At 67.2% G+C, this 19,808-nt stretch carries 15 protein-coding genes; 3 read left to right on the top strand and 12 right to left on the bottom strand.

What is annotated here, in order from left to right:
- Window positions 1–36: 36 nt before the first annotated feature.
- Window positions 37–1,503 (top strand): glucose-6-phosphate dehydrogenase, encoded by a 1,467-nt coding sequence (zwf, locus tag ACT54X_RS11900; protein ID WP_294370648.1) that lies wholly within the window; start codon window positions 37–39, stop codon window positions 1,501–1,503.
- Between the two features lie 10 nt (window positions 1,504–1,513).
- Here zwf and ACT54X_RS11895 read toward each other — a convergent pair whose 3' ends face one another.
- From ACT54X_RS11895 to ACT54X_RS11845, 11 genes are all read right to left on the bottom strand, one after another.
- Window positions 1,514–3,478 (bottom strand): bifunctional metallophosphatase/5'-nucleotidase, encoded by a 1,965-nt coding sequence (locus tag ACT54X_RS11895; protein ID WP_476346682.1) that lies wholly within the window; start codon window positions 3,476–3,478, stop codon window positions 1,514–1,516.
- A 223-nt stretch (window positions 3,479–3,701) separates the two neighbouring features.
- A complete protein-coding gene (locus tag ACT54X_RS11890; RefSeq protein WP_294370652.1) occupies window positions 3,702–4,751 on the bottom strand; it encodes an ABC transporter ATP-binding protein in 1,050 nt (349 codons plus the stop codon).
- Window positions 4,752–4,782: 31 nt separating this feature from the next.
- Entirely contained in the window at window positions 4,783–6,981 is a 2,199-nt protein-coding gene (locus ACT54X_RS11885) for an ABC transporter permease (protein WP_294370654.1), read from the bottom strand.
- The gene (locus ACT54X_RS11880; RefSeq protein WP_476346680.1) at window positions 6,982–8,013 is read right to left on the bottom strand and encodes an ABC transporter substrate-binding protein; all 1,032 of its coding nucleotides are present in this window, start codon (window positions 8,011–8,013) and stop codon (window positions 6,982–6,984) included.
- 119 nt (window positions 8,014–8,132) lie between these two features.
- A complete protein-coding gene (locus tag ACT54X_RS11875) occupies window positions 8,133–9,173 on the bottom strand; it encodes an ABC transporter ATP-binding protein (protein WP_294370656.1) in 1,041 nt (346 codons plus the stop codon).
- Window positions 9,170–10,240: an ABC transporter ATP-binding protein gene (locus ACT54X_RS11870; protein WP_476346678.1), complete on the bottom strand. Its 1,071-nt coding sequence runs from the start codon at window positions 10,238–10,240 to the stop codon at window positions 9,170–9,172. The genes ACT54X_RS11875 and ACT54X_RS11870 overlap by 4 nt, the downstream gene beginning before the upstream one ends.
- A 17-nt stretch (window positions 10,241–10,257) precedes the next feature.
- Window positions 10,258–11,169: an ABC transporter permease gene (locus ACT54X_RS11865; protein WP_058642604.1), complete on the bottom strand. Its 912-nt coding sequence runs from the start codon at window positions 11,167–11,169 to the stop codon at window positions 10,258–10,260.
- Window positions 11,170–11,312: 143 nt separating this feature from the next.
- Window positions 11,313–12,887 (bottom strand): ABC transporter substrate-binding protein, encoded by a 1,575-nt coding sequence (locus ACT54X_RS11860; protein ID WP_476346675.1) that lies wholly within the window; start codon window positions 12,885–12,887, stop codon window positions 11,313–11,315.
- 40 nt (window positions 12,888–12,927) lie between these two features.
- A complete protein-coding gene (locus tag ACT54X_RS11855) occupies window positions 12,928–14,211 on the bottom strand; it encodes a M20 aminoacylase family protein (protein ID WP_476346673.1) in 1,284 nt (427 codons plus the stop codon).
- Between the two features lie 43 nt (window positions 14,212–14,254).
- Window positions 14,255–15,235, bottom strand: a complete 981-nt coding sequence (locus ACT54X_RS11850) for an ABC transporter permease (protein WP_234194470.1) — start codon at window positions 15,233–15,235, stop codon at window positions 14,255–14,257.
- A 299-nt stretch (window positions 15,236–15,534) separates the two neighbouring features.
- Window positions 15,535–16,800, bottom strand: coding sequence for a porin (locus ACT54X_RS11845; RefSeq protein ID WP_114802247.1), 1,266 nt, complete (start codon window positions 16,798–16,800; stop codon window positions 15,535–15,537).
- 307 nt (window positions 16,801–17,107) lie between these two features.
- Between ACT54X_RS11845 and coq7 the strand changes: the two genes are divergently transcribed.
- Window positions 17,108–17,743, top strand: coding sequence for a 2-polyprenyl-3-methyl-6-methoxy-1,4-benzoquinone monooxygenase (gene coq7 / locus ACT54X_RS11840; RefSeq protein WP_294370663.1), 636 nt, complete (start codon window positions 17,108–17,110; stop codon window positions 17,741–17,743).
- 56 nt (window positions 17,744–17,799) lie between these two features.
- Here coq7 and ACT54X_RS11835 read toward each other — a convergent pair whose 3' ends face one another.
- On the bottom strand, window positions 17,800–18,267 hold the full coding sequence (locus tag ACT54X_RS11835) for an OsmC family protein (protein ID WP_294370664.1): 468 nt from the start codon (window positions 18,265–18,267) through the stop codon (window positions 17,800–17,802).
- A gap of 218 nt (window positions 18,268–18,485) precedes the next feature.
- Between ACT54X_RS11835 and ACT54X_RS11830 the strand changes: the two genes are divergently transcribed.
- Window positions 18,486–19,751, top strand: coding sequence for a porin (locus tag ACT54X_RS11830; protein ID WP_476346671.1), 1,266 nt, complete (start codon window positions 18,486–18,488; stop codon window positions 19,749–19,751).
- The last annotated feature ends 57 nt before the right edge of the window (window positions 19,752–19,808 follow it).

Genomic DNA, 19,808 nt, shown 5'->3' with positions numbered 1-19,808 from the left:
GCATCCACCGCGCGCGCAGCGCGCATGTTCTGCCCCATGAGTTTCGACCTCGTTCTTTTCGGCGGCACCGGCGACCTGGCCTGGCGCAAGCTGATGCCCGCCCTCTTCCAGGCCTTCCGCCACGGCAGCCTGCCGGCCGGTGGCCGCATCATCGGCGTGGCGCGCGATGACCTGTCGGATGCGCAGTACCGCGAACTCATCCAGTCCCGCTTCAAGGCCGTCGAAGGCGCCAAGCGGCCCAGCCCGGAGGAATTCGAGAAGTTCGCCGACCTGCTGCATTACCTGCGCATGGACCTGTCCAAGCCGGCGGACTACGAGCGCCTGGCGCAGACGCTCCAGCAGCGCGATGCCGACACGGTGGTGATGTACCTGGCCACCGCGCCCTCGCTCTTCACCCAGACCGTCGAGCGCATCGCCGCCGCCGGCCTGGGCGGCCCCAAGACCCGCGTGGTGCTCGAGAAGCCGCTGGGCCATGACCTCGCCTCCAACCGCGCCATCAACGCTGCCGTGGGCCGCGTGCTGAAGGAAGAGCAGGTCTTCCGCATCGACCACTACCTGGGCAAGCCCTCGGTGCAGAACCTGTTCGCCATGCGCTTCGGCAACGCGCTGTTCGAGCCGCTGTGGCGCCGCGAGTACATCGCCAGCATCGAGATCACCATCGCCGAGGACCTGGGCGTGGAAAAACGCGGCGCCTTCTATGACCAGACCGGCGCGCTGCGCGACATGGTGCAGAACCATGCGCTGCAGCTGTTATGCGCCGTGGCAATGGAGCCGCCCATCAATGCCCATGCGGACGCGCTGCGCGACGAGAAGCTCAAGGTGCTGCGCTCCCTCAAGCCCTGGACGCCCGAGTCCATCGGCATGCACGCGGTACGGGGCCAGTACACCGCCGGCACCGCCTACGGCGAGCGGGTGCAGGGCTACCTGCAGGAGCCGGGCATCGACCCGGCCAGCCGCACCGAGACCTTCGTCGCCCTGCGCGCCGAGATCGCCAACTGGCGCTGGGCCGGCGTGCCCTTCTACATCCGCACCGGCAAGCGCCTGGCCTCGCGCGATGCGCGCATCGAGGTCAACTTCAAGCCCACGCCGCACGCCATCTTCCGCGCGCCGGCCGGGGCCAGTGCCAACAAGCTGGTGATCAACCTGCAACCCAAGGACGGGCTGGAGCTGCACCTGCTGGCGCAGGCCCAGAACAGCCGCAAGCGCAGCGGCGACGGCACCCAGCCGCTGGCCACCGTGCAACTGGACCTGGACTTCGGCCAGCGCTTCGGCACCGAGCGTGTCGGCGCCTACGAGCGGCTGCTGCTGGACGTGATCGACGGCCGGCTCAACCTCTTCGTGCGCAGCGACGAGCAGGAAGAGGCCTGGCGCTGGGTCGAGCCGCTGATCGAGGCCTGGCAGAACGACAGCGGCCCCCGCCCCTACGCCGCCGGCACCTGGGGGCCAAGCGCGAGCAGCGCCATGATCGCGCGCGACGGGCTGGCCTGGAGCGAAGAGCAGTAGGGGCAGGCGCTCAGGGCGCCTGGTAGCTCTTGGTGCTGTAGAGCTCCACCGGCAGCTTCTTCAACGCCGGCAGGCCGGTGACGCTGTCCCTGGCCTGCGACTGGATGTAGTCCATGAACACGTCGGCATCGAGCACGCCGATGTCCAGGCGCCGCGCCGCGGGCATGGCGGCCAGCGTCTTGTACCCATCGCCGCCGTTGGCGTTGAAGCTCAGCACGAAGAGCTTGTAGGTCTTGCTGGCGTCCAGTGCGGCCCAGGCGCCGGTCTTCGCGTCGCGCACCTCGATGTTGCTGGTGCGCGCGCCCTTGGCCAGGCGCGCATCCACGTCGAAGCGCAGGCCGCCGGTGTAGGGATAGGGGCCGGTCGTGCCGCCGGTGCCGTAGACCGCGTCGAGCCCGTCCTCCAGCATCGCCTTCACCTCCGCACCAGTGATGTCCAGCCGGAACAGCATGTTGCCGAAGGGCAGCACCTGGATCACCTGCGCCGCAGTCACCTTGCCGGGCACGAGCGAAATGCGCACGCCGCCGCCGCTCTGCAGCGAGATGTCGGCGCCGCCGTACTTCTTCTGCGCCACTTCCAGGTAGGCCTGAGCCACCAGCTGCTGGATGTCGCCGCCACGCAGCGACACGCTCCCAAGCGTGTTGCAGCTGCTGCTGGAGCGCGAATAGTCGACCGTGCCGGCGCCGCCCGGCACACGGCGCGAGCACAGCTCTTCAACCGCCACGGCGACGTCCGTCCTGTTGAAGACCTCGATGCGGTCGGCGAAGGGCTTGAGCACCGCGCTGGCCGTGGCATCGGGCGCCACGGTGTAGAGCAGCCCGTTGGTGGCCGCCACGTCGGCCTGGATGGCCTTGCGCTGCGCATCGGTGGGCGCCTTGCCGGCCAGCGTGTAGTTGTCGCCCACCAGCACATGCGGCGTGCCGCTGCAGGCCGTGACGTCGCCGTTGGCGTCGAAGCTGACCTCGAGCTCGCCCACCACCTGCGCGTATTCCCAGGCCTGCACCACGCAGACGCGCTTGCCGTCCTTGTTGGTGATCTGCGTGGGGTAGGCGCCGGCGGGCGAGCCCACGCCCAGCGTGTTCAGTGCGTCGGGGCCGAGCAGTGTGTGCGAATCGCCACCCACCACCACGTCCACACCGGACAGCGCCTTGGCCACCTGCAGGTCGTACTCGTAGCCGATGTGGCTCATCAGCACGATCTTGTCGATGCCCTGGGCGCGCAGGCGGTCGATCTCGCGCTGCGCGGCGATGGTCTCGTCCTCGAAGGTGGTGTCGGCGTCGGGGCTGGAGGAGGCCTTGGTCTTGCCCGCGATGGTCAGGCCGACGATGCCGATCTTCTGGCCACTGCGCTCGACCACGGTGGACCGCTGCACGGCGCCTGGCGCGCGCGCCGGGTTGAGCGCCGAATTGGCGCCGAAGACGACGTTGGCGCTCAGCGCGGGCGTCTTGCAGCGGCCCTGGCGCAGCAGGTCCAGGAAGTTCTTGAGGCCGCTGTCGCCCTTGTCGAACTCGTGGTTGCCCAGCGTGAAGGCATCGAAGCAGACGGTGTTCATCAGCGCCGCGTCGGCCTCGCCGTCGGCGCCGGCACGGTTGAAGAACAGCGTGCCGGTGAGCGCATCGCCCGCATGCAGCTTGAGCACGTTGGCCTTGCCGGCCGCCAGCTGGTTCATGGCGGCCGTCACGCGCGCAAATCCCGCCGCCTCGACGCTGACCGTGCTGCGCGTGGCGTCGCCCGCCTGCAGTTGCAGCGTGCGCGTCTTGGCCGCCAGATTGGAATGGTGGTCGTTGATGTGCAGCAGCGTGAGTTCGAGCGGTGCCCGCGCCGGCGCCGCGGCCGGCGCGGGCGCTGGCGCTGGTGCCGACGCTGCAGGCACCGGCGTCGCGCTGCCGATCTGCAGGGTGGAAGCGCCGCCGCCACAGCCCGCAAGGCCAAGGCAGACGGCGGCCGCGAGTGTGCCGATCACAGTTCGATCCATGGAAGTTCCCCGTCCTTCGTTGTTGCAGCCGTGCATGCTGGGGCGCCCGGATGACGAAGCGATGAAGCGGGGAACACCGACAGGGGATTGGCGCCGCATGGCGGATGCGGTGCCGGACGAGTGGCGATTGTCGCGGCCGGGCGCCGCACACATGAAGGCGGCGCGGGAGGCGCATCGGCCCCTCCCGAGACAAGCGCGCGTTCAGGAGCGCCCGGGCGGGCGCTCAGGCCGCTGCGGTGCGGACGACCGACACGCCCTGGCGCCCGAGCGCCAGTTGCGTCCGCTCGCCCTGCGCGATCGGCTGTCCCGCATGGCCGCTCAGCACGAAGACCGGCCCCAGGGGGGTGTCGAAGCTGTATTCGTAGCCATGACCCAGGTACGCAGCCTTGGCACACACCGCCGGCAGGCCGTCGGCCGCACCGATCTGCCAAGCTTCAGGCCGCACGGCCAGCTTGACCGGGCCGGCGGGCAGCGGCTGGGGCGCGGACCAGGCGATCGGTCCCAGGCGCACCCGGCCATCGGCCTCGACCTCGCCGGCGAAGACCATGGCCTCGCCCATGAAGCCGGCCACGAATTCGCTCTCGGGCTGGTTGTAGAGCGCCTGGGGCGTGCCGCGCTGGGCGATCACGCCATGGTCCATCACGATGATCTGGTCGCTCACGGCCAGCGCCTCGCCCTGGTCGTGCGTCACATAGGCCACGGTGAGTTGCAGCCGCTGCTGGATGGCGCGGATCTCCTCGCGCATCTCGCGTCGCAGGCGCGCGTCCAGGTTGGACAGCGGCTCGTCGAAGAGCAGCACCGCCGGCTCCAGCACCAGCGCGCGCGCCAAAGCCACCCGCTGCTGCTGGCCGCCAGACAGCTCGCTGGGCAGCCGTTCGTCGAAGCCCACCAGCCCGACGCCGCGCAGCGCCTCGCGGGCGCGCGCGGCCACCTCGGCCTTGGCGACGCGGCTCATGCGCAGGCCGTAGGCCACGTTCTCGATGACGTTCATGTGCGGAAAGAGCGCGTAGCTCTGGAACATCATCGACACGTTGCGCTCGGCCGGGCCGAGCGTGGTGACGTCGCGCCCGCCTATGAGGATCTGGCCCGAGCTGGGCGACTCCAGCCCCGCAATCATGCGCAGCGTGGTGGTCTTGCCGCAGCCCGAGGGGCCGAGGATGGTGGTCAGCGTGCCCTTGGGCACCTCGAAGCTGATGCCCTTGACCGCCAGCGGCGCATTGGCGTCGCTGCCGTAGCGCTTGGTGACGTTGCGAAATTCGATGCCGTCGCTCATCTGTGCGTATTCCGTGTTTCTTTTGCGCGCGTCATGCGGCGACAGGTGGCGCCACCTTGCGGCGTCCAAGCCGGCGCTCGCCGACCAGCAGCTGGATCAAGGCGATGGCCAGCGACATCAGCACGATCAGCACCGTGCAGTACGCCAGCGCCACGCCGTAGTCGCCGTTGCCCACGCGGCCGATGATGTAGGTGGTGGCCAGTTCGTTCTCGGCCGTGACTAGGAAGATCACGGCGCTCACCGTCGTCATGGCCCGCACGAAGCTGTAGACCAGCGCGGCCACCAGCGCCGGCTTGAGCAGCGGCAGCACCACGCGCATGAGCGTCTGCGCGGTGGAGGCCCGCAGCATGAGCGAGGCCTCGTCCAGCGAGCGGTCGAGCTGCTTGAAGGCGGCCGTGCCCGCCCGCACGCCCACCGGCAGGTTGCGGAACATGAAGCACAGCACGATCACCAGGCCCGTGCCCGTGAGCTCCAGCGGCGGCACGTTGAAGGCCAGGATGTAGCTCACGCCCAGCACCGTGCCCGGAATCGCGAAGGCCAGCAGCGCGGCGAACTCGAAGGCGCCCTGCCCCTTGAATTCGTTGCGCGCCAGCAGCCAGGCGATCAGCAGGCCCAGCGCCGCCGTCAGCGGCGCAGACAGGCCCGCCAGCCTGAGCGTGGTCCACAGCGAGTTCCACGCCGTGCCCGCCCACACCAGGCCGAACTGGCCCCACTCCAGCGAGAAGGCCGTGCGGAAGTGCTGCAGCGTGAGCGTGTAGTCGCGCCCCCAGGTCTGCACGAAGCCGCCTGCGAAGGCGAACAGGTAGACCACCACGGTGAAGCCGATCCACGGCAGCGCCACGCACTGCACGGTGCGCAGCACGCCCGTGGGCAGCGGCATGGGCACGCCGGAGTCACCCTTGCCGCTCACGGTGGTGAAGTTCTGGCGGCCCAGCAGACCACGCTGCACCGCGAACACCAGCAGCGCGAAGAGGGTCAGCACCCACGCCAGCGAGGCCGCCCGGCCCTGGTCGTACTGCGCCCCCACGATGGCGAAGAAGATGTCGGTGGAGAGCACCGAATACTGGCCGCCCACCACCACCGGGTTGCCGAAGTCCGCGATGCTCTCGATGAAGCCCACCAGGAAGGCATTGGCCAGCCCGGGCTTGAGCAGCGGCAGCGTCACGGTGCGGAAGGTGCGCCAGCGGTCGGCCCGCAGCATCAGGGCCGCCTCTTCCAGGCTGGGCGCAATGCCCTGCACCACGCCGCGCATGATCATGAAGGCGATGGGCGTGAAGGCGAAGAGCTGCGCCGTGAGGATGCCGGGCAGGCCGTAGAACCAGCGCGTGGCAGGAATGCCGAACCACGCTTCAAGCGCCTGATTGACCACGCCCGCGCGGCCGAACAGCAGGATCAGCCCCAGCCCCACCACGAAGGGTGGCGTGATGATGGGCAGCAGCGCCACCACCTTCAGCGGCCCCTGCCAGCGGCGTGCGCCGCGCTCGGCCATCAGCGCGATCAGCGTGCCCAGGAAGGTGGTGCCGGCGGCCGTCAGCAGGGCCAGCAGCAGCGTGTTCCAGGCCACGCCGCAGCTCGTGCCGCCGCCGACGCAGCCCAGGCCCCAGATGCGTTCGGTGAACACCCGCGCGCCGAAGGCAGCGAGCGACGCATGCCCGTCCTCGTCGAAGAAGGCCGCCGACAGCGCCTTGCCCACCGGCCAGCCGATGAACATGAGCAGCACCATCCCACAGCCCACCACGGCCGCGGAGACGAACAGGTCGCCGCGGAAGAAGCCCAGCCGCGCGAGCCCGAAGGCGGCCAGCACGACAAGCATCGCGAAGACGACGAAGCCGCCGATGCCGATGCCGAACTGGTTGACCTGCAGTTCGCCGAACAGCGTGTTGAGTGCGGCGAAGCTCCAGCCGCGCGCGCCGATGGCCAGACCCGACACGGCCAGCGCCAGCGCGCCGAGGCCGCCGCCCGCCAGCCACCAACGGCCCTGGGCGCGGCCTGGCGCCAGGCTCGAGCCGATCATGCACAGCACCAGTCCGGCCAGGCCCGCGAAGAGCCATGGCCGCCCCTGCTTCGCAGCCTGGATCAGCCCATCGGCCGCATCGCCTTCACGCCAGATGCCGGGCAGCGCCTGCCACCAGCTGGTGTCCTGGATCGCATACCAGGGCAAGAGCGCATAGGCGACGAGCCCGATCGCGATGCACGACCAGGCCGCCGCGTTCGAACGGGGGGCGCGCACTCAGCGGGGCAGCGAGTTGACTTCTTTTTCCCAGCGGGCGATCAGGCGTCGCCGCTCGGCGCTGGCGCCGTAGGTCTTGTAGTCGTAGTTGATCAGCTTGATCTTCTTGAAGTCGGGCACGTTGGGGTCGACCACCGTGGCCTTGTTCGACGGCAGCTGGTATTGCTTGGAAGCCGCACCGAAAGCCTGCGCCTGGGGCGTCAGCGCCCATTCGTAGAACTTCTTGGCCTGCTCCAGGTTGCGGGCGCCCTTCACGATGCTCATGGAGCCGATCTCGGCGCCGGTGCCTTCGGCGGGCGTCACCGTCTCGACCGGGAAGCCCTGCATCTTCTCCTGCGGCGCGTCGTGCACGAAGCTGATCGACACCGCGGTCTCGCCGCGCGCCACCGCCTTGATCGGCGCGGTGCCGGAACGGGTGTAGGCCGAGACGTTCTTGTGCAGGCCCTTGAGGTATTCGAAAGCCTTGTCCTCGCCCATCAGCTGCACCAGCGTCGCGATCATGGTGTAGGCCGTACCGCTGGACGCGGGGTTGGCCACCTGGATGTCGCCCTTGTATTCGGGCTTGAGCAGGTCGGCCCAGCTGCGCGGCACCGGCAGCTTCTTCTTGGCGAGCAGTTCGGTGTTGTAGCCGAAGCCCAGCGGGCCCGAATAGATGCCCACGGTGCGGAAGCCCGACTGCTGGGCCTGCTGCTGCGCCCAGGGGTACAGCTGCGTGAGCGTGGGCGACTTGTATTCCAACGTGAGGTTCTGCTCGGCGGCCTGCAGGTGCGGATCGCCCGTGCCGCCGAACCAGACGTCCGTCTTGGGGTTGTCGCGCTCGGCGATCAGCTGGGCCAGCGCCTCGCCCGAACCCTTGAGCGCCAAGTTGATCTTGACGCCGGTGGTGCGCGCATAGACGGTGGCGATCATGTTGCACCAGTCGGCCTGCACGGAGCAGATGACGTTGACCTGCTGGGCACTGGCGGCCGATGCGGCGGTGGCGAGGGCCGCCGCCATGAAGGCGCGGCGGAAGGTCTGTTGTTGTCGGAGCATCTTGATTCCGGAAAGAGAAGGGCCCGGCGTCGCCGGACCGGGCTACCGACCTTACGCCCCCACCCCGCGACGGGCATCGGTGGAACTACCGCTGGCGCGGCGCCCCCGCGCTCAACGGATCAGATGCGCCCCTCTTCCACCGCGTGGCAGGCCACGCGCACGCCGCCGATGGACAGCAACGCCGGCCGCTCGGCCGAGCAACGCGCGTTGGCATGCGGGCAGCGTGGGTGGAAGGCGCAGCCCGTGGGCGGATTGAGCGGATTGGGCACCTCGCCCTGCACCGGCGTACGGGAGCGGCCGGTCGCATGCATCTGCGGGATCGCGTCCAGCAGCATGCGCGTGTACGGATGGCGCGGCTGCGCGAAGAGCTCGGCCTTGTTCGCCAGCTCCACCAGCCGGCCCAGGTACATCACGCCCACCTGGTCGCTCACATGGCGCACCACGGCGAGGTTGTGCGAGATGAACAGGTAGGTCAGGCCCCGCTCGCGCTGCAGGTCCTTCATGATGTTGAGCACCTGCGCCTGCACGCTCACGTCCAGGGCCGAAGTGGGCTCGTCGCAGACCAGGAACTCGGGCGCCGTGGCCAGCGCCCGGGCGATGGAGATGCGCTGGCGTTGCCCGCCCGAGAACTGGTGCGGGTACTTGGTCATGTCCAGCGGCGACAGGCCCACCGAGCGCAGCAGCTCGCCCACGCGCTCGCGCACCGGCGCCTTCTCGCGCAGGATGCCGTGCTCGCGCAGCGGCTCGGCAATGATGTCCTCGACCACCCAGCGCGGATTGAGGCTGGCGTACGGGTCCTGGAAGATCATCTGGATGCGCCGACGCAGCTGACGTCCGGCGGATGTACGGTAGGCCGCATGCGCATCCTGGCCGTCGAAGCGCATGCCGCCGCGCGTGGGCTCGTACAGGCCCACCAGCAGGCGGGCGACGGTGCTTTTGCCACAGCCCGATTCACCCACCAGCGCCAGCGTCTTGCCGCGCTCGATCTCGAAGCTCACGCCGTCGACGGCATGCAGCAGCGTGCGGGGCTTGCGCTCCAGCACGCGATTGAGCCAGGGGGCCGACACGTCGAAGGTGCGGGCCAGGTCATGGGCGACGACCAGCGGCGCCGTGCCGGCGGCCGCGTCGGCTTTTGCGGAAGGCACGAACGCGGCACTCATTCGTCGATCTCCTGGACAGGCGTGGCGGCGTCGGGGGTGGCCCGTTCGCCGTGCGCCACCGCGGCGGCATGCTGGGCGGCCAGACGGTCATGACCACGGTGCGGATCGGTCCCGTCGTGCAGCCAGCAGGCGGCACGCGTGGCGCCGGCGGCCATCAGCTCGGGCCGCTCCTGCAGGCAGCGGTCGAACACCCGCGGGCAGCGCGGGTTGTAGGCGCAGCCCTGGGGAATCGCATTGAGGCGCGGCATGGCGCCGTCGATCTGGTTCAGCCGCTCGCGGTCGCTGTCCATCTCCGGGATCGACGCCATCAGCCCGGCGGTGTAGGGATGCGCGGGCTGGTGGATCACTTCGTGCACGGGGCCGATCTCGGCGATGCGGCCGGCGTACATCACGGCCACGCGGTCGCAGGTCTCGGCGATCACGCCCATGTCGTGGGTGATCAGCATGACGGCCGCGCCGCGCTCGCGGCACAGGCGCTTGAGCAGCTGGATGATCTGCGCCTGGATCGACACGTCCAGCGCGGTGGTGGGCTCGTCGGCCACGATCAGCTGCGGCTCGGCCGCGAGCGCCAGCGCGATCACCACGCGCTGGCGCATGCCGCCGGAGAACTGGTGGGGATAGTGGTCGATGCGCTGCTCGGCCGCCGGGATGCCCGTGTCCTGCAGCAGCGCGATGGCGCGACGCTTGGCCTCGGACTCGGTCACGGGCAGGTGCGCGCGGACGGTTTCCACCAACTGCCGGCCCACGGTGTAGAGCGGGTTCAGCGAGGTGAGCGGATCCTGGAAGATCGCGCCGATCTTGCGGCCGCGGATATGGCGCATCTGCTCATAGCCGAGGTTGTCGATGCGCTGGCCCTGCAGCAGGATCTGTCCGCTGGCCACGCGGCCCGGCGGCTCCAGCAGGCCGATGATGGCCGCGCCCGTGAGCGACTTGCCGGCGCCCGACTCGCCCACTACGCCCAGGATCTCGCCCGGCGCGATGTCGAAGGAGATGTCGTCCAGCGCCCGCAGCGTGCCGCGGCGGCCGGGGAATTCGACGACGAGGTTCTTGACCTGAAGAAGGCTCATGGCGGTATGTCCTTCTTTCACCGCAGCCGGGGATTTAAAGCATCGCGCAGCCAGTCGCCCAGCAGGTTCACCGACAGCGCGATCAGCACCAGCATGGCGCCGGGAAAGACCGTGATCCACCATTCGCCGGAGAACAGGTAGTCGTTGCCGACGCGGATCAGTGTGCCCAGCGAGGGCGAGGTGGGCGGCACGCCCACGCCCAGGAAGCTGAGTGTGGCCTCGGTGATGATGGCCGTCGCCACCTGGATGGTGGCCAGCACCAGCACCGGACCCGTCACGTTGGGCAGCACATGGCGCAGCATGATGCGCAGCGGCGCCACACCGGTGACGCGCGCCGCCTGCACGTATTCCTTGCTGCGCTCCACCAGCGTGGAGCCGCGCACCGTGCGCGCGTACTGCACCCAGCCCGTGAGCGAGATCGAGATGATCAGCACGCCGAAGGCCAGCGACTCGTGCGCATTGGGAAAGAGCGCACGCCCCACGCCCGCGATCAGCAGCGCCACCAGGATGGGCGGGAAGGACAGCATCACGTCACACAGCCGCATCAGGAAGGCATCGAGCCAGCCGCCCAGGAAGCCCGCGAGCAGGCCCAGCAGCACGCCCACCACCACCGACAGGATGACCGACACCACGCCCACCACCAGCGAGATGCGCGCGCCGTAGATCAGCGCCGAGAGGATGTCGCGTCCCTGGTCATCGGTGCCCAGCAGGTACTTGCTGCTGCCGCCCTCGCTCCAGGCCGGCGGCAGCCGCGCATCGCCCAGCTCCAGCGAAGCAAGATCGAAGGGGTTGTGCGGCGCCACCCAGCCGGCGAACACCGAGCAGAAGATGCAGACGAAGGCGATGACCGCCGCGGCCACCGCCACGGGCGAGGTCCTGAAACTGTGGCCGACATCGCTGTCGAGCCAACGGAGGAGCGTGTTCTTCATCGGGGGAGAGGTAATGGGCAAGGGGCGAATCCGGCGCCCGTCACCCTGCCAAGCGAAGTGCGTGCCGCCCTGGCCATCGTTCTGCACGGCCAGGGCGGTGCGTACGTGATGTTCAGCCGCTGGCTGCCCTCACGCCCGGCCGGTCACTTGATGCTGATCCACTTGAAGGGCATGAAGTTGTCGGCCCGCTGGGTCAGCGACACCTTCTTGCTCACGCCCCAGGCCAGCGACTGCTGGTGCAGCGGCAGGTGGCCGATGTCGTCGGTGTGGATCTTGAAGGCCGCTTCGATCAGGCCCTGGCGCTTGGCCTTGTCGGTCTCCGACTTGATCTGGCCGATCAGCTCGTCGAGCTTGGGATTGCAGTAGGCGCCCAGGTTGAACTGACCGCTGCCGTCCTTGTCGTTGGGGCAGCGCATCAGCGCGTCCAGCGCGTTGTGCGAGTCGTAGGTGGTGGGCGTCCAGCCCAGCAGGTAGAAGCTGGTGTCGCGGCGCAGGATCTTGGGGAAGTAGGTGCCCTTGGTCTCGGCCGCCAGATTGATCTTGACGCCGATGCGCGCCAGGTTGGCCGCCACTGCCTGGCAGACCTGTGCGTCGTTGACGTAGCGGTCGTTGGGGCAGTTCATCGTGACCTCGAAGCCGCTGGGGTAGCCGGCATCGGCCAGCAGCTTCTTGGCGGCCTCGGGGTCGTAGGGCAGTCGCTTGTCCTGCGCCTCGGTCCAGCCATTGATGCCGGGGCCCACCATCAGCGCCGTGGGACGGGAGGCGCCGCGCATCACCGTCTTCTGGATGCCGTTGATGTCAATGGCCTGGTAGAAGGCCTGGCGCACGCGCTTGTCCTTGAAGGGGTTCTTGCCCTTCACGCTGGAGTACAGCAGCTCGTCGCGCTTCTGGTCCATGCCCAGGAAGATGGTGCGCAGCTCGGGGCCGACCACCACGCGCGCGCTGGGGCTCGCATTGATGCGGGCGATGTCCTGCACGGGCACCGGCTCCATCACGTCCACCTCGCCCGAAACCAGCGCCGCCACGCGGGTGGCCGGGTTGGCGATGGGCGTGAAGATCACTTCCTGCGCATTGCCTTCGATCTTGCCCCAGTAGTTCATGTTGCGCACGAATACCGTGCGGACGTTGGGCTGGCGCTCGCGCACGCGGAAGGGGCCGGTGCCGTTGGCCTTGAAGGAGGCCGTGTTCTCGATGCCCTTTCGTCGGTCCACCGGCTTCTCGGCCTTGTTCTCCTCGCACCACTTCTTGCTCATGATGGCGAGGTCGGACAGCACGTCCGGCAGGATCGGGAAGGGACCCTTGGTGACGATGTCCACGGCATGGTCGTTGACCTTGCGCACTTCCTGGATGTCGTTGACCTTGGCCTTTACATCGGAGCCGTCGCCGCCCGCGCGCGCGATGCTGAAGATCACGTCGTCGGCCGTGAAGGGCGTGCCGTCATGAAAGGTCACGCCCTTGCGCAACTCGAAGCGCCAGGTGTCGGGCGCGGTCTGCTTCCAGGACGTGGCCAGGGCCGGCGCCAGGCTCAGGTCCTTGTTGCGGTCGGTCAGGCCCTCGTAGACGTTCAGGTCCACCGACAGCTGAAGCGATTCATTGAGCGAATGCGGGTCCAGCGACAGCGCGTCGCCCTGGTTGGCGATGCGCACCGTCTGGGCGCTGGCGATCAGGCTGGCCGCGGCCAGCACGGCCGCGACAGCGGCTTTTTTCTTGAAGCTCATGGAATCACTCCTCGGGTTGGTCAAGGCTCGGGACGATCGGTCATGGGGCCGCGGTGGCGGCCCTGTCTTGTGAGGCCGCGCGGCTTGCGACGGCCTCGGTACCCCGGACGGCTTCACCGGCCAGGGGCATGCCCTGTTCCACCAGGCCCGCATGCAGCGCGGCGCCCAGAGGCAGGATGTCATCGTTGAAGTCGTAGCGGCTGTTGTGCAGGAAGGCGCCGCCGCGGGCGTCCTGGCCGAGGCGCAGATAGGCACCGGCCTTCTTCTGCAGCATGAAGGAGAAGTCCTCGGCGCCCATGCTGGGCTCGAGGTGGCGGTCGACATTGCCCTCGCCCACGATGGCAGCCGCCACGTCGGCGGCGAACTGCGCCTCGGGCGCCGTGTTGATGGTGGCAGGGTAGATGCGTTCGTAGGTCAGCTCGGCCGTGGCGCCGAAGGCCGCGGCCACCTGCGTGCACAGCTCGCGCAGGCGCTGCTCGACCTGCGCCTGCACGCGCGAACTGAAGGTGCGCACGGTACCGACCAGCGTGGCGGTGCCGGGGATGACGCTGAAGGCATCGAGGTCGCCCGCCTGCACGGCGCAAAGGCTGACCACAGCGGCGTCGATGGGCCGCACGTTGCGCGACGTGATGGTCTGCGCAGCCGTGATGATGTGGGCCGCCACCACGACCGGATCGACCGTCAGGTAGGCATGCGCGCCATGGCCGCCCTTGCCCGTGATCCGGATGGTGATGCGGTCCGCCGCCGCCATCATGGCGCCGCGGTTGATGCCGATGGTGCCGGCGGGCAGTGCCGGCCAGTTGTGCATGGCATAGACGGCATCGACGGGGAAGCGCTCGAACAGCCCGTCCTCGATCATCACGCGGGCGCCTGCGAAGCCCTCTTCGCCCGGCTGGAAGATCAGCACCGCGGTGCCGTCGAAGTGGCGCGTCTCGGCGAGGTAGCGGGCCGCGCCCACCAGCATGGCCGTGTGCCCGTCGTGGCCGCAGCCGTGCATCAGGCCCGACTTGCCGGAGCACCAGGGCAGGTCGTTGTCCTCCTTCATCGGCAGCGCATCCATGTCGGCGCGCAGGCCGATCATGCGGCCGCTGGCCGTGGAGCGGCCGCGGATGATGCCGACCACGCCGGTCTTGCCGATGCCGGTGTGGATTTCGTCCACGCCGCAGGCCTGCAAGGCGGCCTTGACCCGACCCGCGGTGTAGACCTCTTCGAAGCCCAGTTCGGGGTTCGCATGCAGGTCGCGCCGGAAGGCGGTGAGTTCAGGATGGAAGCGGGCGATGTGCTCGAAAGCCCGGCCGTTCGCGTACAGGCGTTGTGTGTTCATGGCTGAAGGATCGCTGCGCGGCAAAAGGGTTCGCGCTGGCCGATCAATGGCCGCCCGCCTTGCCCACGCGCAGCCGCGGATCGACGGCGAAGTACAGCAGGTCCACCACCAGGTTGATCACGACGAAGATCAACGCGATGAGGCAAAGGTAGGCCGCCATCACCGGGATGTCGGCGAAGGTCACGGCCTGGATGAAGAGCAGGCCCATGCCGGGCCACTGGAACACGGTCTCGGTGATGATGGCGAAGGCGATCAGCCCCCCCAGTTGCAGCCCGGTGATGGTCATCACCGGCACCAGCGTGTTCTTGAGCGCATGGCCGAAATGGATGGCACGGTTCGACAGGCCCCGCGCCCGCGCGAACTTGATGTAGTCGGTGCGCAGCACCTCGAGCATCTCGGCACGCACCAGCCGCATGATCAGCGTGAGCTGGAAGATGGCCAGCGTCACGGCCGGTAGCACCAGGTGGTGCCAGCCGTCGAGCGTGAGCAGGCCTGTCCGCCACCAGCCGATCTGCACCACGTCGCCTCGCCCGAAGCTGGGGAACCAGCCCAGATGCACCGCGAACACCAGGATGAGCAGGATGCCGATCAGGAAGGTGGGCAGCGAGACGCCCAACAGAGACAGCGTCATGAACATCTGGCTCATGAAGCTGCCGCGGCGCAGTGCCGCATACACGCCCATCGGAATGCCCAGCAGCAACGCGAGTCCTGCTGCAACCAGCGCCAGTTCCAATGTGGCAGGGAAGCGCTCGGCGATGAGGCTGGACACCTTGGCACCTTGGCGCAGACTCAGGCCGAACTCGCCCTGGGCCGCGTTGATCAGGAAGTGCCAATACTGCACGAAGAAGGGCTGATCGAGGCCGAGTGCAGACCGCAGCTCGCGGATCTGGTCGGGCGTCGCATCCTGCCCCAGGAGGAAGACCACCGGATCGCCCACATACTGGAAGAGCAGGAAGGCGATGAAGGCCACCGCCACCATGACGATGACGGCCTGGATGAGGCGGCGCAGGACGAAGGCGAGCATGCGTGGGGAAATTCCTCGAAGCAGGATGCAGAGCAAAGGACATGCCCAGACCGCATCCCGGCCGCAGGGAGCATAAGACCAAACACCGCGCCCAGCGCCCCGTTTTGGTTCATGGAAAGCACTAGGGCGCGCAGCGCCGACGGGGGGGCGACCAGCGCTTCGGCAGTGCGCCGCAACACCCCGTGAAATCGACGCTCCAGCGAAGACAGCGAAGGCCCGCGGCCATGAAAAAAGCCACCCGGCTTGCACCGGGTGGCTTTGTCGAACTTCATCGTCAGCTGGCTTTCGCCAGCATCGGATTAGAACGAGTGGCGGATACCGAAGTCGTAGCCCACCGAGTTCTTCGGCAGGTAGGTACCCGTGCCGAAGGCGTTGGTGAACGTGGCAACGTACGGAGCCGTGATGTTGCCCGAACCAGCGCTGTAGTCGGCGCCGTTCTTGTTCTTGATGTAGGCCACGGTGGCGTACAGGGCGGTGCGCTTGCTCAGGTTGTGAACATAGCCCAGAGCCAGCTGGTCAGCCTTCGGAGCGTTGTACGTGAAGAACGGGTTCGTCAGGTACACCAGGGGGCTCTGGTCGACCTTGGTCTTCACGTGGCCGTAGGAAGCCTTGATCTGGCCAGCGCCGACCGGCACGGTCACGCCCAGCAGGTAGCCGTCGAGCTTCGTGTCGGGGTTGAACAGGGGCTGGTTGCCGCCCGAGTAGTCAACAGTGCCCTTGACGTTCACGTACTGAGCGAACAGCTTGGCGACGCCGAAGTCGTAGCTGCCGCCGACGTTGAAGTTCTTCGACAGGTTGTTGGTGCCGACTGCGAAGTTCGACGTGTTGATCTGCTCGCCGTAGGCCACAGCGACGTCCAGGGGACCGTTGGCGTAGCCGAAGCGGCCACCCCAGTAACGGCCACCGCGGCTGTTGTTGTTGGCGCTGGCTTGCAGGAAGTTGTCGTACTTCGTCTGCTCGCTGAAGCTGTACATCGCCTGACCGTAGAAACCACCCAGGTTCGGGGGCAGGAAGTAGCCGACGCTGTTGTTGGCGCGAACGTTCGACGTTTCGATGCCAGGCAGAGCGGTGCTGCCGCTGATGGCGCGCTGCACCAGGGCGGTGCCGGCGCCGTTCGTGCCGAACGGATCGAACACGGTCAGGTTCCAGAACGTCGGCTTGTAGTCACGGCCCAGACGCACTTCACCGAAGGGGCCCGACAGGCTCACGGTGGAACGACGCTGGAAGTTGAAGCCGCTGGCGGTGCCGTCGTCGTTCGACAGCGCGCCTTCCAGCCAGAAGCTGGCAGCCAGACCGCCACCCAGGTCTTCCACACCGCGGAAGCCCAGACGGCTGGAGCTGTTGGCCGAGTTGTTCAGGCCGGTCTTGCTCACCGAGGTCGACTGGGGCAGGAACGCGTAGGCGAACGGGTTGGCCAGCAGAACCGCGGGGTTGGTCACCAGTTCGCTCTTGTTCGACACGCCGCTCACGGAAGCGTCAACGATACCGAACAGGGTCACCGACGATTGGGCCGAGGCCACACCGGCGACAGCCAGGGCAGCCAGAGCAACTAGAGATTTTTTCATTGCAAGTTTCTCCAAGGTTAAACATAGGGCGCCGGTGCGAAGGGTTCACCGCGCTGGCACATGCTGTGCTCCCGCCGGGCCCCGGGCCAACCTCCTTTTGGGAAGTTGTCGCTATTGCACCAGACGCTCGGCGCCACGGCAAAGCAAATTGGGCCAAATCTGGAGAGGGCTCCGCGTTTCGTTGCAGCAGTACAACAAGGTCAGGGTGCACTCCCGCTCGCGCCTAGAACATGGGAGTTTCATATAGAGAAAAGCATCGAAACCTTGCTGCAAGCAAGACGCCCGCGGGATGCGTTCCAATGGCGACATGAGTTCATCTGTCGATGCTTGTATCAACGCTGTGGATAGCGCGCTGCGCACGATCTGGGGTAGCCCACGCGCCAGCACGCCATCTCCCGCCCAAGCCGTGGTGGGTTCCGAAGCACCGTTGTCCGCCGCCGAACGCAAGGAGGCTGGCGCGCTGATGCGCGTCAACCATGTGGGCGAGGTATGCGCACAGGCACTCTACAGTGCGCAGGCGGCGACTACCGCAGACCTGTTACTAAAGCAGGAACTGCTGCGGGCGGCACAGGAGGAAACGGATCACCTTAGTTGGACGCGCGAGCGCCTGGACAGGCTCGGCGCTCGACCCTCACTGCTGAATCCCCTCTGGTACAGCGGCGCCTTCGCACTGGGGCTGATCGCTGGTCGTTTGGGTGACCGGTGGAGTCTGGGCTTCGTCAATGAGACGGAAAGGCAGGTCGAGGCGCATCTGGACGGCCATTTGAGTCGTCTGCCCGCCGGTGATGTCGCCTCCCGCGCGGTAGTCGCCCGCATGAAGGCGGACGAAGCCGCTCATGCAGCCTGGGCAGAAGAGGCGGGCGGGCTACCGTTGCCGGCCCCGGCAAAGGGGCTCATGCGCGCGGCCGCGCGTGTCATGACCACCGTCGCCCATCGAATCTGACCATGCCCTGCGCCTCGCCGACCGGTAGCGCGGCAGGCGCCAGTGAACGCGATATCTCAGGACGAGGCGGCTCCAGAGCTGTCCACAAGCTCATAGCTCGTGGTGATCTCAGCTGTCTTGGCCAGCATGATGCTGGCTGAACAGTAGGTTTCATGACTCAGCGAGATCGCCCGCTCGACGGCCGCCTCCGGAATCGCACGGCCGGTCACCGTGAAGTGCATATGGATCTTGGTGAAGACCTTGGGATCCTTTTGCGCGCGTTCGCTGGTGAGGCGCACGCTGCAGCCTTCCACCTGATGACGTCCGCGGCGAAGGATCATGACGACGTCGTAGGCGGTGCATCCCCCAGTTCCCGCCAGGACGGTCTCCATCGGCCGCGGGGCGAGATTCTGCCCCCCGTTTTCAGGCCGTGCAGCGTCCGGCGCCCCGTCCATGGTTAAGACGTGACCACTACCCGTCTCGGCAACAAACCCCATGGATGAGCGCGTCCCGGCGTGGCCGGTCCAACTGACTGTGCATTCCATCTGTAAGAGTTCCTGGCCCACCGCCGTGAACTGCTCACGGCGTGGCTCGCATCTGTAGAAATGTTGCGCTTCCGCATCACCAGCTTGTTGCGATGCAGCATTGCTTTGCTATACTTTATCCCAACGCATACCTCAGGGTGTGCACCAGTTGTCTCCTCCACCCTCCCAATTGGTGGATTTGGCCCCGAGTCGCAAGATTCGGGGCTTTTTTCTTTGCCTTGCGGTTTCGGGCGAGGTGCAGCCACTCTAGGAGGTCGCAGACAACCCTAGCTGCTCTGGCTGCCCTGGCTGTCGCCGGTGTGGCCTCGGCCCAATCGTCGGTGACCCTGTTCGGCATTGTGGATGCCTCGATCAGCAGTGTTTCCAACAAAAGTGAGCTGATTCAGGACCCGCTGACGTTGATGGCCAACCCTCTGGCGTACGCATTGCTGCCCAGCACGGCTAAGGCCAGCAAGACCGGCTTGAACAACTCCGCCAACAGTTCCAGCCGTCTGGGCTTCCGCGGCACAGAAGATCTCGGGGGCGGACTCGCAGCCAGCTTCTGGCTGGAAGGTGCGCTGTCGAACGACGACGGTACCGCCAGCGGCCTCAGTTTCCAGCGTCGCTCAACGGTGAGCCTGTCGGGCCCCTTCGGTGAAGTACGCCTGGGACGTGATTACAAGCCCACGTTCTGGAACCTGACCGTGTTCGATCCGTTCGGCACGAACGGCGCGGGTACTGCATTGGTTCAGCGCGCCGCGACCGCGTTCGAAGCCAACAACGTGCGAAGCAACAACTCGATCGGCTACTTCCTGCCCGCCAATCTGGGAGGCTTCTACGGTCAACTGCAGTACGCATTCCATGAGCAAGGCAAGTACGACAGTGCCATCCAAAGCAGCCTGAACGACAACAGCCGGGGCGGCCGGTACTGGGGCGGCCGCTTTGGCTATGCCAACGGTCCCGTGGATGTCGCCCTTTCGTACGGCGAGCAAAACGCCAAATCGTCGTACGCCCTGGGAGCCGACGCATTGGTCAAGAACTTCAGCCTGGCTGGCAGCTACGACTTCGGCGCCGCCAAGCTGTTTGCCCAGTACCAGAACACCAAGAGCGTGATCGACTACTCCGAAAACGCACCCCTGTTCAATCCTGCGACCAAGTTGGATGGCTATCTGCTGGGCGTGACCGTTCCGGTCGGCGCAGGCGTGATCAAAGCCTCCTATGGCAACGTGAAGATCAAGACGGACCAAAACCCGCTCTCCACCCTCAGCTACAGCCCACCCAAAGCCGATCAACTGGCAGTGGGCTACGTGCACAACCTGAGCAAGCGCACCGCCCTGTACGCCACCGTGGCTTACATCAAGAACAAGAACGGCGCCAACTTCAGTGCAGGCTCAAACAGCATCACGGCTCCGACCGTGGTGTCGATCACGAACGGCACCGCCGTCGGAGGCTATACGCCGAAGACCTCGGTCGGCTACGACCTGGGTATTCGCCACTCCTTCTGATGCAAGCTGGCGTGAGCCAGTTGTCGAAGACTCTTGAAAGCCACCCAGCCAGAGCCG

The sequence above is a fragment of the Pseudacidovorax sp. DMC4 genome (assembly GCF_056314265.1).
This window is presented reverse-complemented; position numbering and strand designations above follow the sequence as displayed.

Coding starts and splice junctions, on each gene's coding strand:
- ACT54X_RS11850 (WP_234194470.1), bottom strand. CDS start 15,235: ATGCTCGCCTTCGTCCTGCGCCGCCTCATCCAGGCCGTCATCGTCATG.
- ACT54X_RS11855 (WP_476346673.1), bottom strand. CDS start 14,211: ATGAACACACAACGCCTGTACGCGAACGGCCGGGCTTTCGAGCACATC.
- ACT54X_RS11835 (WP_294370664.1), bottom strand. CDS start 18,267: ATGGAATGCACAGTCAGTTGGACCGGCCACGCCGGGACGCGCTCATCC.
- zwf (WP_294370648.1), top strand. CDS start 37: ATGAGTTTCGACCTCGTTCTTTTCGGCGGCACCGGCGACCTGGCCTGG.
- ACT54X_RS11890 (WP_294370652.1), bottom strand. CDS start 4,751: ATGAGCGACGGCATCGAATTTCGCAACGTCACCAAGCGCTACGGCAGC.
- ACT54X_RS11845 (WP_114802247.1), bottom strand. CDS start 16,800: ATGAAAAAATCTCTAGTTGCTCTGGCTGCCCTGGCTGTCGCCGGTGTG.
- ACT54X_RS11865 (WP_058642604.1), bottom strand. CDS start 11,169: ATGAAGAACACGCTCCTCCGTTGGCTCGACAGCGATGTCGGCCACAGT.
- ACT54X_RS11875 (WP_294370656.1), bottom strand. CDS start 9,173: ATGAGTGCCGCGTTCGTGCCTTCCGCAAAAGCCGACGCGGCCGCCGGC.
- ACT54X_RS11895 (WP_476346682.1), bottom strand. CDS start 3,478: ATGGATCGAACTGTGATCGGCACACTCGCGGCCGCCGTCTGCCTTGGC.
- ACT54X_RS11880 (WP_476346680.1), bottom strand. CDS start 8,013: ATGCTCCGACAACAACAGACCTTCCGCCGCGCCTTCATGGCGGCGGCC.
- ACT54X_RS11870 (WP_476346678.1), bottom strand. CDS start 10,240: ATGAGCCTTCTTCAGGTCAAGAACCTCGTCGTCGAATTCCCCGGCCGC.
- coq7 (WP_294370663.1), top strand. CDS start 17,108: ATGAGTTCATCTGTCGATGCTTGTATCAACGCTGTGGATAGCGCGCTG.
- ACT54X_RS11860 (WP_476346675.1), bottom strand. CDS start 12,887: ATGAGCTTCAAGAAAAAAGCCGCTGTCGCGGCCGTGCTGGCCGCGGCC.